This is a genomic window from Streptosporangium sp. NPDC048886, assembly GCF_055586905.1.
This window is the reverse complement of the sequence record NZ_JBVJHH010000031.1, coordinates 94547-108392: the sequence shown is the minus strand read 5'-3', so window position 1 is coordinate 108392 and position 13846 is coordinate 94547. Positions and strand designations below refer to the sequence as shown.

The following is a 13846-nucleotide window of genomic DNA, read 5'->3' as shown; positions in this document are numbered from 1 at the left end:
GCGGACGGTCACGCAACGCGTTTTCACGATTTCACGGCGGGCGGCGGGATGCGGTCTCCCCGCGTGCCGTGTCCGCCTTCCCTGCCACCATGGGCTCCCCCTGCCCCAAACCAGAGGGAAAATACCTTTAAAGCCAACCTTTTTCCTGGGCCGCGTGGATGGCGGTGATCCGGTTGCTCGCGCCCAGCTTGGTGATGGCGCTGGACAGGTAGTTGCGCACGGTGCCCTCGGTGAGGTGCAGCGAGGCCGCGATCTCCCCGACCGAGGCGCCCCGTGAGGCCAGGGCAAGGGCGTCGCGCTCGCGGTCGGTGAGCGGGCTCTCCCCCGCCATCATCGCCGAGGCCGCCATCTCAGGGTCGAGATAGCGTCCGCCGGAGTTTACCTTACGGATCGCGGTCGCCAGTTCGTCGGCGGAGGCGTCCTTGGGGATGAAGCCGCGCACCCCCGCCGCCAGGGCCCTTCTCAGGTATCCGGGGCGCCCGAAACTGCTGAGCATCAGCACCGCCTGGCCGGGCAGCGTCTCGGCCACGCTCAGCCCATCCATCCCCGGCATCTCGATGTCCAGCACGATCACGTCGGGGCGGTGCTCCTGTACGGCCTGCGCCACCAGGTCGCCCCTGGCGACCTCGGCCACCACCTCGATGTCCGGCTCCAGGCTCAGCAGCGTGGCGATCGCCCCGCGGATCAGGTGCTCGTCGTCGGCCAGCAGTACCCGGATCACCGGACCCCCTCCAGCGGGATCGTCGCCCGCAATCTGAACTCCCCCGCACCGCCGGCGCCGGCGGTGACGGTGCCGCCCATCGCGGCCACCCGCTCCGACAGGCCGATGAGGCCGGTGCCGCCGCGCCCGTCCACCGTCCGCACGCCGTCGTTGGTCATCTCCAGCACGGCGGTGCCGTCGCGGAGCGCGATCGCGATCCGGCACCGGGTCGCCGAGCTGTGCCGCAGCACGTTGGTGGTGCCCTCGCGGACCACCCAGGCCAGCAGCGTGCCCAGTTCCTCCGGCACCTGTTCCCCCGGCGCCTCCAGCGTGCAGCGGATGCCGTCGGCCTCCAGCACCGCGGTCATGCTGCGCAGTTCGGCGTCGAGGTCGACCGTGCGGTAGCCGCGCACCGCCGTGCGGATCTCCTTCAGCGCCTCCCGGGCCAGCCCCCGGACCTCGTCCATCTCACCTGCGGCCCGCTCGGCGTCGACCTTCGACAGCTTGGCCGCCACCTCGCTCTTGACCGCGATCGCCGACAGGCTGTGCCCGACCAGGTCGTGCAGGTCGCGGGAGAAGCGGAGCCGCTCCTCGGTGACGGCCAGCCGGGCCTGGGCCTCCTTGCCCTCCTCCGCCGACCTGACGACCTCCCAGAACCAGAGCTGGAAGCGGTTGGCGCAGGGCAGCGCCAGCCCGGCGCCGACGAAGGCGCCGATCAGGGCGGACCGGTCCTTGCCCTCGGACGGTGCGATCACCGCGTGGCCGAAGACGGTGCTGTAGCCGTCCCCGATCGATGCCAGCAGCAGGGCCGCCGCGGCCGCGCCGACGGTGACGACGGCCGTGCCGACCCTGCCCAGCAGCAGCGCCGCGCCCGCCGCCCAGGCCGGGGCCACCAGGCCCCAGGCCCACAGGTCGCCGCCCTGGGTCAGCAGGAGGACGGCCGCGAGCGCGCCCGAGGCCACGAGCTCGCGGTTGGCCGCGAGCCCGGCGACGGCGGCCTTCACCATCCTCACGTAGAGGACGCTGAAGCCGACCAGTCCCAGCAGTCCTAGGACGAGGACGGGCGTCGGGCCGCTCCTGGCCTCCGCGATCCCCGCGATGACCCCCAGCCAGACCAGGAGTATGCCCGTGGCCAGCGACCAGAGGGTGAACCGGCGGAGCCGCTCGACGGATGTCCGCTTCCTGCGGCGGGGGAACGTTTGGAGGGCGGAGCGCCTCAAGCGCCCCGCCCGCTCTTCGTCAGTGTTCATCAGCATTTCGCAGTGAACGTTATCCGTGCCGGGGCTCCCACCGGAACAGCCACCTGGCCAGCAGGGCCGCCACCGCGATCCAGGCCAGCAGGAGCCCGAACGAGGGCAGCGCCGCCATCCACTGCCCGGCCATGCTCAGCGCCTCGCCGCCGCCGGAGATGTGGTCGGCGCCGAGGAAGGCCGTGCGCATGATCTCCACGACCGGGGTCACGGGGAGCAGGCCGGAGATCACTCCCAGCGGGCCGGGCAGCGCGTCGGAGGGGAAGACCACCGGCGCGCCGATCATCATGACCAGGATCACCGGCAGGACCGTGATCTGGGCCAGCTCGGCGTTGGGCGTGATCCCGGAGAAGGCGGCGGCCAGCAGGCCGAACAGCACGACCCCCAGGACGGCCGCGGCCACCAGCATCGGCACGTTGGCCGGCAGGAGCCCGTCGGACTTCCGCATCCAGATCGCCAGCAGCACCACCTGCCCGAGATAGAGGGCGAGCGCGCCGAGGGCGGCGCCGCCGAGGACCGCCGGCGCGGACGGCTGGCCCCCGCGCAGCCGCTTGAGCACCAGCTCCTCACGCCGCGCCGTGAAGGAGTTGACCAGGTTGATGAAGACCGCGAACCCCAGCATCAGGCCGGGCACCCCGGTCAGCACGTAGAGCTGCCCGGGCACCCCGGCGATGTCCACCCCGTTCTGGGTCTGGGTGAACATCCAGGCCATCAGGAGCGGCAGCAGCAGCACGTTGAACAGCACCGTAGTGTTCCTGGCCACCAGGGTCAGGTCGAGCCTCGCCAGCCGTACGGCGTGCAGAACGTCGGTCTTCATGATCACTCACCACTCCTCGTCCGGACCGTCCACCACATGACCGCGCGCCCTCCGCCGGCCCTCACGCCGGGGGCGCCCGGCACGCCCCCGCTCATCGCCCCTCCCCCACCACGCGCATGAAGACGTCCTCAAGGGTCCCCCGGCGTACGGCGAGCCGTTGCAGGACCTCGCCCCGCCCGTCGGCCCACGCCAGCAGCGGCCGGAGCGCGGCGTGCGCGCGGAGCTCGGCCTGTCCGCCGGTGACGGTGTAGGCGACCTCGGTGCCGCCGTCGGCGTAGGTCAGGACGGGGGTGACGCCGCCCGGGGCGGGCAGGTCGCCGAAGGTCCAGGAGGTGCCGGGGAGCCGGAAGGCGATGGTGTCGCCGGAGCCGGCCACCACCTCCTCGACCGTCCCGTAGGTGTGGATGCGGCCCTCGTGCATGATGGCCAGCCGGTCGGCGAGGCGCTCGGCCTCCTCCAGATAGTGCGTGGTGAGCAGCACCGTGGTGCCGCCGGCCCGCAGGTCCTCGATCACCTGCCACGTGGCGCGGCGGGCCTCGGGGTCCATCCCCGTGGTCGGCTCGTCCAGGAAGAGCACCTCCGGCCGCGAGAGCACCGCGAGCGCGAGGTCGAGCCTGCGCTTCTGGCCACCCGACAGCTGCCGGACCTTGGTCCTGGCCTTGCTCTCCAGGCCGACCAGCTCCAGCGCCCCCATGGTCGCCCGGTCCACGCCCCTGACCCGGCCCAGGAGGTTGAAGCCCCCGGGCAGCGCGGTGCTGCCGGCCAGCGTGACCGGGCGGCCGGCGTCCTCGCTCAACCCCTTCCACAGACTCACGGTCTCGGCCACGGTGAGGTCGCCGAGGAAGCCGCCCTCCTGCAGCATGATCCCGACCCGGGGCCGGAGCAGGCGGTGCTGGCCGACCGGGTCGAGGCCGAGCACCCGGACCGTGCCGGCGGTGGCGGGCCGGAAGCCCTCCAGGACCTCCATCGTGGTGGTCTTGCCCGCGCCGTTGGTGCCGAGCAGGCCGAAGATCTCACCCTTCGCGACGGTGAAGGAGACGCCGCGGACGGCTTCGAAATCACCGTACTTCTGCCGGAGCCCGCCGACCTCGATCACGTTCCCGAGGTCGGCGGCTCCGGTGCCGGACGCGTCCGCGAGCTGTGCTGTTCTCATGCGGACAATCGTCGCGTTTTACTGTTTTAGCAGGTAGTCGCCGATATCACCGGACGACCACGGATCTTTCAGCTCCGCGGGATGACAAATGTCAGCTACGGGCGGGGCGGCAGCGCCGGGCGGCGGCGGGAGGGACGGGTCCCGGGGTCGGGCGGGGTGGCCGCGGGGCGCTCGTCGAGGGCGGCCAGCGCGAGCCGTACCGCCTCCTCGATCTGCGGGTCCCGGCCGGTGGCCCAGTCATCGGGGGTGATGTCCACCTCGACGTCGGGGTCGACGCCGTAGTTCTCCACTCCCCAGCCGAGCCCCTCGAACCAGAAGGAGTACCGGGGCACGGTGATGTGCGAGCCGTCGACCAGGCGGTGGCCGCCCTCGATGCCGATGACGCCGCCCCAGGTGCGGGTGCCCACCACCGGCCCGAGCTTGTGGATCTTGAAGGCGGCGGTGACGATGTCGCCGTCGGATCCGGCGTCCTGGTCGGTGACCGCGACCAGCGGGCCCCGCGGGGCGTCCTCGGGGTAGGTGATCGGCGTCATGCCCCTGGGGAGGTCCCAGGCGATGACCCTGCGGATCAGCTTCTCGATGACGAGTTCGGAGGTGTGGCCGCCCCGGTTGCCCCGGACGTCCACGACGAGCGCCTCGAAGGTCATCTCCCTGCGCAGGTCGCGGTGGAACTGCGCCCAGCCCTCGGCGACCATGTCGGGGATGTGCAGGTAGCCGACACGGCCGTCGCCGAGCTCGCGGACGTGCGCCCGGCGTCCGGCCACCCAGTCCTGGTAGCGCAGGCGCCGGTCGTCGTGGAGCGGCGTGACGACGACCCGGCGTCCGCCGCCCAGGGTCAGCTCGACCGGTTTGTCCCCCGCGCCGACCAGCAGCGGGGCGGGGCCCTGCGGCGGCACCGGGCGGCCGTCGACCGCCAGCAGCGTCTCCCCCGGCTGGATCCCCACGCCGGGCACGGCCAGCGGGGAGCGGGCGTGCACGTCGGAGGACTCACCGGGCAGCACCCGGTCCACCTGCCAGCGGCCGTCGCCGTTCCTGGACAGATCGGCGCCGAGCAGGCCGACCGGATCGGAGGCGGGGTGCCCCCAGGGGGCGCCGTCGACGTAGGCGTGCGAGCTGCCCAGCTCCCCGACGACCTCCCAGAGCAGGTCGGCGAAGTCGTCGGCGGTCGCCACGCGCTCCACCAGCGGCCGGTACTCCTCCAGCACGGCCTCCCACTCGACGTCGGCCATGTCCTCGACCCAGAAGTCCGCGCGCATCCGGCGGCCCATCTGGGTGTAGGCATGCCGCCGGTAGGCCCGCGGGTCGGCGGTGATCCGGATCCGCGACAGGTCGACGGTCGCGTCGTCGCCGTTCTTGCCGGTGACCGGACGGACGGTGAGCGTGCCCTTGTGGGAGACGACGAGCTGGGTGCCGTCGCCGCTCACCCGGTACCAGTCGAGCTTGTCGACCACTTCCTCCCACTTGCGCTTGACCAGGTCGTAGCGGTCCAGCGCGGGCTTGGGGGCCTCACCGCCCACCTCGTCCCGGTCCTCGCCGAGCTCCCCGGCCAGCGGCTCGCGCAGCCAGACGAACCCGCCCTTGACCGCGCGCAGCGCCGAGTAACGGCCCTCGGGCACCGGCACCTGCACGACCCTGGCGGCGATGCCCTCCAGGTCGACGGTGATCGAGGTGTCGTCCTTGCCCTTCTTGTCGTCGTCGTCCGGCTCGCCGACGGGACGCCCTTCGGAGCTGGGCGCGAACGGCGACGGGGTGGTCGCCGACAGCGGCACCAGGTAGGGGCGGTAGCCGAACGGGAAGGACATGTCGAAGGAGTGCGCGTCGTAGACCGGGTCGAAGCCGCGGCGCGACAGGAACGCCAGGTGGTCGCCGGCGAACGCGGGCGAGATGTCCACGAACCGGCCGTCGGTGACGTCGGTGACGGCCCGGTCCACCACCCGGGCCAGCCGGATCCGGCGCAGCGGCGTGGCCTCCGGGTGCGACCAGGCCAGCCAGGCGGAGTCGGGCGACCAGGCCAGCCCGTCGATCTCGCCGTTGGCGGCGGCCAGTTCGGTGACCTCGCCGGAGGCCACGTCCACCAGGAGCAGCCGCCCGTCCCTGGCGGCGACCGCGATCGTGTTCGCGTCGGGCGCGACGGCCAGGTCGCCGACCTCGCCGAGCTTGCCCGCCGCGATCCTGCGGCTCTCCCCGCCGCTGGCCGGGCCGATCTCCAGCCCCTGCCGTTCCCCGTCGTCGAAGACCCACACCACCCGGTCCGTGCCGAGGATGCGCGGCCGTCCCGCCGACAGTCCGGTGCTGAGCTGCCGGGCCGGGCCGTCCCGGTGGGTGATCCAGTGCACCGAGCCCTGGATCTCCACCGCGCTGGCCCGCCCGGTCGCGTCCACGGCCAGGTCGTGCAGCCTGCGGCCCGCGTTGATCTGGTACGGCTGCCGCCCCCGCAGCGGGGAGCCGAGCGTGACGTCGAGCTTGCGCGTCTCGGCGTCGAGGCCGTCCAGCAGGTAGAGGTCTCCGGCGTTCTGGTAGACGATCCGGGTCCCGTCGGTGGTGGCGTGCCGGGCGTAGAAGACGTCGTGGTCGGTGTGCCGGCGCAGACCGGTGCCGTCCAGCGCGCAGGAGTAGAGGTTGCCGACGCCCTCGTGGTCGGAGAGGAAGACCAGGCGCCCGCCGACGAGCATCGGGCTGGCGAAGTGGCCCTTCACCTCCGCCAGGAGCCGGGTGAAGTCACCCCCCGCCGGCTGGACCCAGAGGCGCCCCGCCGTACCGCCCCGGTAGCGCTTCCAGGTCGCCGGGTCGCGGGCGAGGGAGGCGGTGAGCAGCGCCACCGCGTCCTCGGTGACCGCCAGGTCGGTGACCGGGCCGTAGGGCAGCCGCTCGGCCCGGCCCTCGCCCAGCGTGTAGGCCCAGGTCCGGGAGGCGAAGGGCTGACCGGCCGCACTGATCGCGAGGATCTCGCCGTCCGGCGTCCAGCCGCGCGTGCGGGTCCGGCGGTCGCCCCAGTAGGTCAGCCGCTCGGCGGAGCCGGACTCCAGGTCGGCCAGGAACACCTCGGGCGCCCCGTCGCGGACGCTGGTCCAGGCGACCTTGGCGGCGTCGGGGGACAGCCGGGGATGGCCGGCGGGAGCCCGGTCCGAGGAGAGCCGCCAGGCCCGGCCGCCCTCCGCGGGAGCCGCCCAGACGTCGTCGTCGGCGACGAACGTCAGCGTATCGCGGGAGATGTGGGGGAATCGCAGGTAAAAACCAGAAACCATTGGTAAATCATATTGTCCACTATCAGGACAAACTTAGATATTTTCCGGGCGATACGCTGAGCCACATGACGCGAGCTGACAGAGACGAGCCGGTGGTGCTCTCCAAGATCTACACACGGACCGGCGACGACGGCACGACCGCGCTCGGCGACATGAGCCGCACCCGTAAGACCGACCCCCGCCTGGCCGCCTACGCCGACGTCGAGGAGGCCAACGCGGCGATCGGCGTGGCCCTGGCCACCGGCGCCCTCGACGAGGACGTCAGCGCGGTCCTCGGCCGGATCCAGAACGAGCTGTTCGACGTCGGCGCCGACCTGTGCACCCCGGTCACCGAGGCCCCCGAGTTCCCCCCGCTGCGGGTCGAGCCCTCCTACGTCGAGTGGCTGGAGGCGCGGTGCGACGAGTTCAACGGGCGACTCAAGCCGCTGCGCAGCTTCATCCTGCCGGGCGGCACCCCGGCCGTCGCCCAGCTCCACGTGGCCAGGACGGTGGTCCGGCGGGCCGAGCGGACCACCTGGTCGGCCCTGGAGGCGCACGACGACGTCAACCCGCTGACCGCCAGATATCTCAACCGGCTGAGCGACCTGATGTTCATCCTCTGCCGGGTCGCCGCCCGCGGCGAGGAGATCCTCTGGAAGCCCGGCGGCACCCGCTAGCCGTCCCCGCCGCTCGCGGCTCGCCTCTCACCGGCCGCAGCCCGTGGCGGGCCTGGGGCACGCGGGTCCCGGCGGTCCGCCGGGACCCGCGTGCCGGACGTCAGCCGACCCCTCCGACGCCCTCGTTCCCGGCGCCCGTGTTCCCGGCACCGGCCTTCCCGATGATGGCGTTGCCGGCGCCGGCGTCCTCGATGCCGAAGTCCCCGATGCCGATCCAGGGCAGTCGCGGAGCGACGATCACATCGTCGACCGCCGGGCCGTACACCCCGGCGGTGGTCGAGACGAGGGCGAGGGTCGCGGTGGTGTCCTGCGCGCAGAAGGAGAACTTCTCCCGCACGTAGCCCATGTTCTGGGGCGTCTTACCGGTGGTGTCGAAGGAGAACGCCCGCTGGACGATGAGCGGGCCCTGGGTCACCCGCGCGTATCCCGTCTTCACCACCGGGCCGCCGTGGGTGTTGCCCGCCAGGGCGTAGCTGACGGTGTAGCAGCGTCCGGCCGTCGTGGCGAAGGACTGCTCGATCCGTCCGGGCCCGCCGCCCGACAGGTCGACCGACTGCCGTCCCTTGGCCGCCCGCCAGGGACCCGCGAAGCCGATCAGGTCGACCGAGCCCGCCGTGACGCCCCACGGGCCGATCGTGCCGCCCGCGTTGATCTGGATGACCCCGGGGCTCAGCGGGGTCTCGAAACTGCCGTTGGCGATCAGTGGGAGCACGGCCGAGGCGTGCGCCCCGGCGGAGGCGGAAAGGGCCAGGGCGAAGGCCGCGGGCAGCGCGACGGCCGGCCCGGCGACCCACCGGCGGCACTTCATCGGAACCATCATGATTTCCCCCGTTATGCATGAGCTGAGCTCGTGACAGGAGGGCCGGCCCGCATGACGGGACACCACGCGCGTCACACGCCGGCGGACCGCCACGCGGAGTGGCCACACGATGATCCACAGTAACGACGGAGAGGTGATCCGCCTCCGTGGCACGCCCGACCGGCACCGAGAGCCCAAGACGCGATCAACGGCGAGAACCGGAAAGTGGGGGGACGCCGCACCGGGCCCGCGGTCCGCGGGGAAAGCGGGGAAGCGGGGAAGCAGGAAAGCGGGGAGCCGGGGAGCCGGGGAGTGGTCAGGAGACGTCGAGGTAGGCGCCGGGCGGGGCGGACTCCAGCCAGGCGACGAACCCGGTGAGGGCGCGGTATCCCATGGCGAGCTCGAACGCGTTCTGCCCGTTGCGGCACTCCAGTGCCGTCACACCCTCGATGAACCCGAAGAACTCACCGGACCCGACCTTGCGACGCCCGGAAACGACAAGGCCGCGCCTCACGATCACGTGGCGCGGCCTTGGAAGCAGACCTATGAGTGGGATCCAGTTGAGCTGGCCGTCGGCGTAACGGGCTACCCCTACACGCCAGCCCCGTTCTCCCGACATCGGGCGCAGACAACACAGCACCGACCCTCGGGAGCGGGTCAGGATCAGCACACGGGAGGCGAGGAGGGCGACGAGCAGCGCCACCACGATGAGTACGTCCAGCACCATGCCTGCCGCCCCCAAAAAAACCGTACCGCTCAGAAGCAGAATTTATCCGACTTCCTCGCCGGCCGCGCGCAACCGGGCCCTGGCGCGCTTGGCCGCGACAGCGGCGTCCGCGTCCTCCTGGTTGGCCTCGATCGAGGCCTGCGCGCGCTGAAGCGCGTCCTTGGCCGCGGCGACGTCGACCTCGGAGCCGAGCTCAGCCAGCTCGGCCAGGATCGACACCTCGTCGTCGGCCACCGAGAGGAACCCTCCGTGGACCGCGGCGATGAGGTCGCTCTCGCCGCCACCACGCTTGACCGTCAGCACGCCGCCCTCGACGAGAACACCGAGCACGGGCGCATGCTTAGGCATGATACCGATCTCGCCGTCGATGGTCTTGGCAATCACCATGTCGGCCTCGCCGGACCAGATCTCACGCTCCGGCGAGACGACGCCTACTCGCAGCTTCGCCACGTTCTCTCCAGTTCCTTTCGAACCAGGCACCGGTACGGCGCGGGCCGTACCGGTGCCACAGGCGACTAGCGGGCGAGTTCCTTGGCCTTGGCGATGGCCTGCTCGATGCCACCGACCATGAAGAACGCCTGCTCGGGCAGGTGGTCGTACTCGCCGGCGCACAGACCCTTGAACGAGGCGATCGTCTCGTCCAGCGGCACGAACTCACCCGGCTGACCGGTGAACGCCTCGGCGGCGTACATCGGGTGGGAGAGGAAGCGCTCGATACGACGGGCCCGGTTCACGGTGACCTTGTCCTCTTCGGACAGCTCGTCGATACCGAGGATCGCGATGATGTCCTGCAGCTCCTTGTACTTCTGCAGGATCCGCTTGGTCTCCTGGGCCACGCGGTAGTGCTCCTCGCCGACGATCTGCGGGTCGAGGATCCGCGAGCTGGAGTCGAGCGGGTCCACCGCGGGGTAGATGCCCTTCTCCGAGATCGGCCGCGACAGAACGGTCTGCGCGTCGAGGTGCGCGAACGCGTTGTGCGGGGCCGGGTCGGTGATGTCGTCCGCGGGGACGTAGATCGCCTGCATCGAGGTGATCGAGTGACCGCGGGTCGAGGTGATGCGCTCCTGGAGAACGCCCATCTCGTCGGCCAGGGTCGGCTGGTAACCCACCGCGGACGGCATGCGGCCGAGCAGGGTGGAGACCTCCGAACCGGCCTGGGTGAACCGGAAGATGTTGTCGATGAACAGGAGCACGTCCTGCTTCTGCACGTCACGGAAGTATTCCGCCATGGTGAGGGCGGAGAGCGCGACGCGCAGACGGGTGCCCGGGGGCTCGTCCATCTGGCCGAAGACGAGAGCGGTGTCCTTGAGGACGCCGGCCTCCTCCATCTCCAGCCAGAGGTCGTTGCCCTCACGGGTACGCTCGCCGACGCCCGCGAAGCACGAGGTTCCGGAGAACTTCAGCGCGACTCGGCGGATCATCTCCTGGATCAGAACGGTCTTGCCGACACCGGCGCCGCCGAACAGACCGATCTTCCCACCCTTCACGTACGGGGTGAGAAGGTCGATGACCTTGATGCCGGTGGGCAGCATCTCGGTGCGCGACTCAAGGGTGTCGAAGGCCGGGGAGGGGCGGTGGATGCCCCACTTCTCGGTGACCTGGAGGGAGGCGGTCGGCACGTCCAGGGACTCGCCGAGCGCGTTCCACACGTGGCCCTTGACGACGTCGCCGACCGGCACCGAGATCGGCGCGCCGGAGTCGGAGACCGCCGCGCCGCGGACCACGCCGTCGGTGGGCTGCATGGAGATGGCGCGGACCAGGTTGTCACCCAGGTGCTGGGCGACCTCCAGGGTCAGGGTCTTCGTCTCCCCACCGAGGACGACGTCGACGTTAAGGGCGTTGTAGATCTCGGGCATCGCCTCGACGGGGAACTCCACGTCGACGACGGGACCGGTGACCCGCGCGACGCGGCCCACGCCGGTCTCAACAGTCTGTGCAGTCATTTCACTCTTTCCCCGCTGCGGCGTCAGCCAGCGCGTTGGCGCCACCGACGATCTCGCTGATTTCCTGGGTGATCTCGGCCTGACGAGCCTGGTTCATCTGCTGGGTGAAGACCCGGATGAGCTCGTTGGCGTTGTCGGTCGCCGACTTCATGGCCCGGCGACGCGAGGCCTCCTCGGCGGCCGCCGACTGGAGCAGCGCGGTGAAGATGCGCGACTCCACATAACGTGGCAGCAGCGTGTCGAGCACGGCGCCGGCGCTGGGTTCGAACTCGAAGTAGGGCAGCGGCGTGTCCGGAGCCTCGGTGGTCTCCTCGACCTCCAGCGGCAGGATCCGCTTGACCACGACTTCCTGCGTCAGCATCGAGACGAACTGGGTGGAGACGATGTGGATCTCGTCCACCCCGTCCTCCGCCGAGAACGACTCGATCAGCGCGTCGGCGATCCCCTTGGCGTCGGCGTAGGCGGGCTTACGGGAGAATCCCGTCCACTGCCCGCCCATCGTGCGACCCCGGAAGCTGTGCCAGGCGACGCCCTTGCGGCCCGTCACGAAGGGCACGGGCTCGATGCCCTTGCCCCGCAGCAGGCTGCTGAGCGCCTCGGCCTCACGCAGGATGTTCGCGTTGAAGCCGCCGCAGAAGCCGCTGTCGCTGGTGACGACGAGCACCGCCGCCTTGGCCGGCTGTGCCTTCGCCACGGTCAGCGGGTGGTCGACGCTTGCGGTGTTGCTGACGACGCCCGTGACGGCGCGAGTGATCTCGCGCTCGTACGGCACCGCCGCCTGCATCCGCTGCTGAGCCCGCACGATGCGCGACGAAGCGATGAGCTCCTGGGCGCGCGTGATCTTCGCGGTGGACTTGACCGACTTGATCCGCCGCCGCAGCAGTCTTAGCTGGGCACCCATCGGCTACTTCTTCTCAGCCGTGCGGACGTGCTTGGTGATCTTCTCCTGGCCGACCTCTTCGGCACCGAGCGCCGCGACCGGCTCCTCGTTGACCAGCAGCTCGCCCGCCGAGGTCTCGAAGGTCTTCTTGAACTCGGTGATCGCGTCCTTGAGAGCCGTGACCGTGTCGTCCGACAGCTCCTTGGTCTCGCGGATGCCGTCGAAGATGCCCTTGTTCTCGCGGGCCAGGTAGTCGAGGAAGTCCGCCTCGAAGCGGCGGATGTCCTCGACCGGGACGTCGTCGAGCTCGCCGGTGGTGCCGGCCCAGATGGAGACGACCTCCCGCTCGACCGGGTAGGGGCTGTACTGGGGCTGCTTGAGCAGCTCGACCAGACGCTGCCCCCGCTCCAGCTGCGCCTTGGACGCGGCGTCCAGGTCGGAGGCGAAGGAGGCGAAGGCCTCCAGGTCGCGGTACTGCGACAGCGACAGACGCAGCGTTCCGGCGACCTTCCGCATCGCCTTGGTCTGGGCCGAGCCGCCGACGCGGGAGACCGAGACACCGACGTTGATCGCCGGGCGGACGCCGGCGTTGAACAGGTCGGTCTCGAGGAAGACCTGGCCGTCGGTGATGGAGATGACGTTGGTCGGGATGAACGCCGAGACGTCGTTGCCCTTGGTCTCGATGATCGGCAGACCCGTCATCGAGCCCGCGCCCATCTCGTCGGAGAGCTTCGCGCAGCGCTCCAGCAGACGCGAGTGGAGGTAGAAGACGTCGCCGGGGTAGGCCTCACGGCCCGGCGGGCGGCGCAGCAGCAGGGAGACCGCGCGGTAGGCGTCGGCCTGCTTGGTCAGGTCGTCGAAGACGATGAGGACGTGCTTGCCCTGGTACATCCAGTGCTGGCCGATGGCCGAGCCGGTGTAGGGGGCGAGATATTTGTAACCAGCCGGGTCGGACGCCGGAGCGGCGACGATGGTGGTGTATTCCAGCGCGCCCGCCTCTTCCAGGCGGCCCTTGATCTGGGCGATCGTCGAGCCCTTCTGGCCGACGGCGACGTAGACGCAGCGGACCTGCCTGCTGGGGTCGCCGGAGAGCCAGTTGTCCCGCTGGTTGAGGATGGTGTCCACGGCGATCGCGGTCTTGCCGGTGCCACGGTCACCGATGATCAGCTGGCGCTGGCCACGGCCGATCGCGGTCATGGCGTCGATCGCCTTGATGCCGGTGGCCAGGGGCTCCTTCACCGGCTGGCGCTGGACGACGGAGGGGGCCTGAACCTCGAGAGGGCGCAGGCCCTCGGACTCGATGGCGCCCTTGCCGTCCAGCGGGTTGCCCAGGGGGTCGACCACGCGGCCGAGGAAGTTGTCGCCGACCGGCACGGACAGGACCTCGCCCGTCCGGCGGACCGACTGGCCCTCCTCGATCTTGCTGAAGTCGCCCAGGATAACGACACCGATCTCCCGGACATCCAGGTTCAGTGCCAGACCACGCGTGCCGTCCTCGAACTCAAGCAGCTCGTTCGCCATCGCCGAGGGAAGGCCGGAGACATGGGCGATGCCGTCGCCGCAGTCGACGACGGTCCCGATCTCCTCGCGCGCGGCGCCTTCCGGCTCGTACGCCTGGACGAAGCGCTCAAGCGCGTCCCGGATCTCGTCCGGCCGGATCGTAAGCTCCGCCATCT

The 13846-nt window shown here is 70.9% G+C and carries 12 protein-coding genes; 1 reads left to right on the top strand and 11 read right to left on the bottom strand.

The window, feature by feature from the left end; genetic code table 11:
* Positions 1 to 127: 127 nt before the first annotated feature.
* From ACZ6R6_RS32810 to ACZ6R6_RS32790, 5 genes are all read right to left on the bottom strand, one after another.
* Positions 128 to 721 carry a response regulator transcription factor gene (locus tag ACZ6R6_RS32810; RefSeq protein WP_470099920.1) on the bottom strand — a complete coding sequence of 198 codons (594 nt, stop codon included), beginning with the start codon at positions 719 to 721 and terminating at the stop codon, positions 128 to 130.
* Entirely contained in the window at positions 718 to 1950 is a 1233-nt protein-coding gene (locus ACZ6R6_RS32805; RefSeq protein WP_470099918.1) for a sensor histidine kinase, read from the bottom strand. The genes ACZ6R6_RS32810 and ACZ6R6_RS32805 overlap by 4 nt, the downstream gene beginning before the upstream one ends.
* A 19-nt stretch (positions 1951 to 1969) precedes the next feature.
* Entirely contained in the window at positions 1970 to 2767 is a 798-nt protein-coding gene (locus tag ACZ6R6_RS32800) for an ABC transporter permease (RefSeq protein WP_470099916.1), read from the bottom strand.
* A 91-nt stretch (positions 2768 to 2858) separates the two neighbouring features.
* A complete protein-coding gene (locus ACZ6R6_RS32795; protein ID WP_470099914.1) occupies positions 2859 to 3920 on the bottom strand; it encodes an ABC transporter ATP-binding protein in 1062 nt (353 codons plus the stop codon).
* Positions 3921 to 4015: 95 nt separating this feature from the next.
* The gene (locus tag ACZ6R6_RS32790) at positions 4016 to 7165 is read right to left on the bottom strand and encodes a S41 family peptidase (RefSeq protein ID WP_470099912.1); all 3150 of its coding nucleotides are present in this window, start codon (positions 7163 to 7165) and stop codon (positions 4016 to 4018) included.
* Positions 7166 to 7230: 65 nt separating this feature from the next.
* Here ACZ6R6_RS32790 and ACZ6R6_RS32785 point away from each other — a divergent pair, with 65 nt between their 5' ends.
* Positions 7231 to 7821: a cob(I)yrinic acid a,c-diamide adenosyltransferase gene (locus tag ACZ6R6_RS32785; RefSeq protein ID WP_470099910.1), complete on the top strand. Its 591-nt coding sequence runs from the start codon at positions 7231 to 7233 to the stop codon at positions 7819 to 7821.
* Between the two features lie 100 nt (positions 7822 to 7921).
* Here the strand turns inward: ACZ6R6_RS32785 and ACZ6R6_RS32780 are convergent, their stop codons facing one another.
* From ACZ6R6_RS32780 to atpA, 6 genes are all read right to left on the bottom strand, one after another.
* Positions 7922 to 8629 carry a choice-of-anchor C family protein gene (locus ACZ6R6_RS32780; RefSeq protein WP_470099908.1) on the bottom strand — a complete coding sequence of 236 codons (708 nt, stop codon included), beginning with the start codon at positions 8627 to 8629 and terminating at the stop codon, positions 7922 to 7924.
* Between the two features lie 307 nt (positions 8630 to 8936).
* Entirely contained in the window at positions 8937 to 9347 is a 411-nt protein-coding gene (locus tag ACZ6R6_RS32775) for a DUF2550 domain-containing protein (protein ID WP_470099906.1), read from the bottom strand.
* A gap of 42 nt (positions 9348 to 9389) precedes the next feature.
* Positions 9390 to 9797 carry a F0F1 ATP synthase subunit epsilon gene (locus ACZ6R6_RS32770; protein ID WP_306856419.1) on the bottom strand — a complete coding sequence of 136 codons (408 nt, stop codon included), beginning with the start codon at positions 9795 to 9797 and terminating at the stop codon, positions 9390 to 9392.
* Between the two features lie 65 nt (positions 9798 to 9862).
* Entirely contained in the window at positions 9863 to 11290 is a 1428-nt protein-coding gene (atpD, locus tag ACZ6R6_RS32765; protein WP_306856417.1) for a F0F1 ATP synthase subunit beta, read from the bottom strand.
* 1 nt (position 11291) lies between these two features.
* Positions 11292 to 12191, bottom strand: a complete 900-nt coding sequence (locus ACZ6R6_RS32760) for a F0F1 ATP synthase subunit gamma (RefSeq protein ID WP_470099904.1) — start codon at positions 12189 to 12191, stop codon at positions 11292 to 11294.
* Between the two features lie 3 nt (positions 12192 to 12194).
* Positions 12195 to 13844 carry a F0F1 ATP synthase subunit alpha gene (gene atpA / locus ACZ6R6_RS32755; protein WP_306856415.1) on the bottom strand — a complete coding sequence of 550 codons (1650 nt, stop codon included), beginning with the start codon at positions 13842 to 13844 and terminating at the stop codon, positions 12195 to 12197.
* Between the last annotated feature and the right edge of the window lie 2 nt (positions 13845 to 13846).

Excerpts from the sequence above, each read along its gene's own strand:
- ACZ6R6_RS32785 (WP_470099910.1), top strand. The coding sequence starts at position 7,231 with ATGACGCGAGCTGACAGAGACGAGCCGGTGGTGCTCTCCAAGATCTAC.
- ACZ6R6_RS32775 (WP_470099906.1), bottom strand. The coding sequence starts at position 9,347 with ATGGTGCTGGACGTACTCATCGTGGTGGCGCTGCTCGTCGCCCTCCTC.
- ACZ6R6_RS32795 (WP_470099914.1), bottom strand. The coding sequence starts at position 3,920 with ATGAGAACAGCACAGCTCGCGGACGCGTCCGGCACCGGAGCCGCCGAC.
- ACZ6R6_RS32780 (WP_470099908.1), bottom strand. The coding sequence starts at position 8,629 with ATGAAGTGCCGCCGGTGGGTCGCCGGGCCGGCCGTCGCGCTGCCCGCG.
- ACZ6R6_RS32800 (WP_470099916.1), bottom strand. The coding sequence starts at position 2,767 with ATGAAGACCGACGTTCTGCACGCCGTACGGCTGGCGAGGCTCGACCTG.
- atpA (WP_306856415.1), bottom strand. The coding sequence starts at position 13,844 with ATGGCGGAGCTTACGATCCGGCCGGACGAGATCCGGGACGCGCTTGAG.
- ACZ6R6_RS32790 (WP_470099912.1), bottom strand. The coding sequence starts at position 7,165 with ATGGTTTCTGGTTTTTACCTGCGATTCCCCCACATCTCCCGCGATACG.
- atpD (WP_306856417.1), bottom strand. The coding sequence starts at position 11,290 with ATGACTGCACAGACTGTTGAGACCGGCGTGGGCCGCGTCGCGCGGGTC.
- ACZ6R6_RS32805 (WP_470099918.1), bottom strand. The coding sequence starts at position 1,950 with ATGAACACTGACGAAGAGCGGGCGGGGCGCTTGAGGCGCTCCGCCCTC.
- ACZ6R6_RS32760 (WP_470099904.1), bottom strand. The coding sequence starts at position 12,191 with ATGGGTGCCCAGCTAAGACTGCTGCGGCGGCGGATCAAGTCGGTCAAG.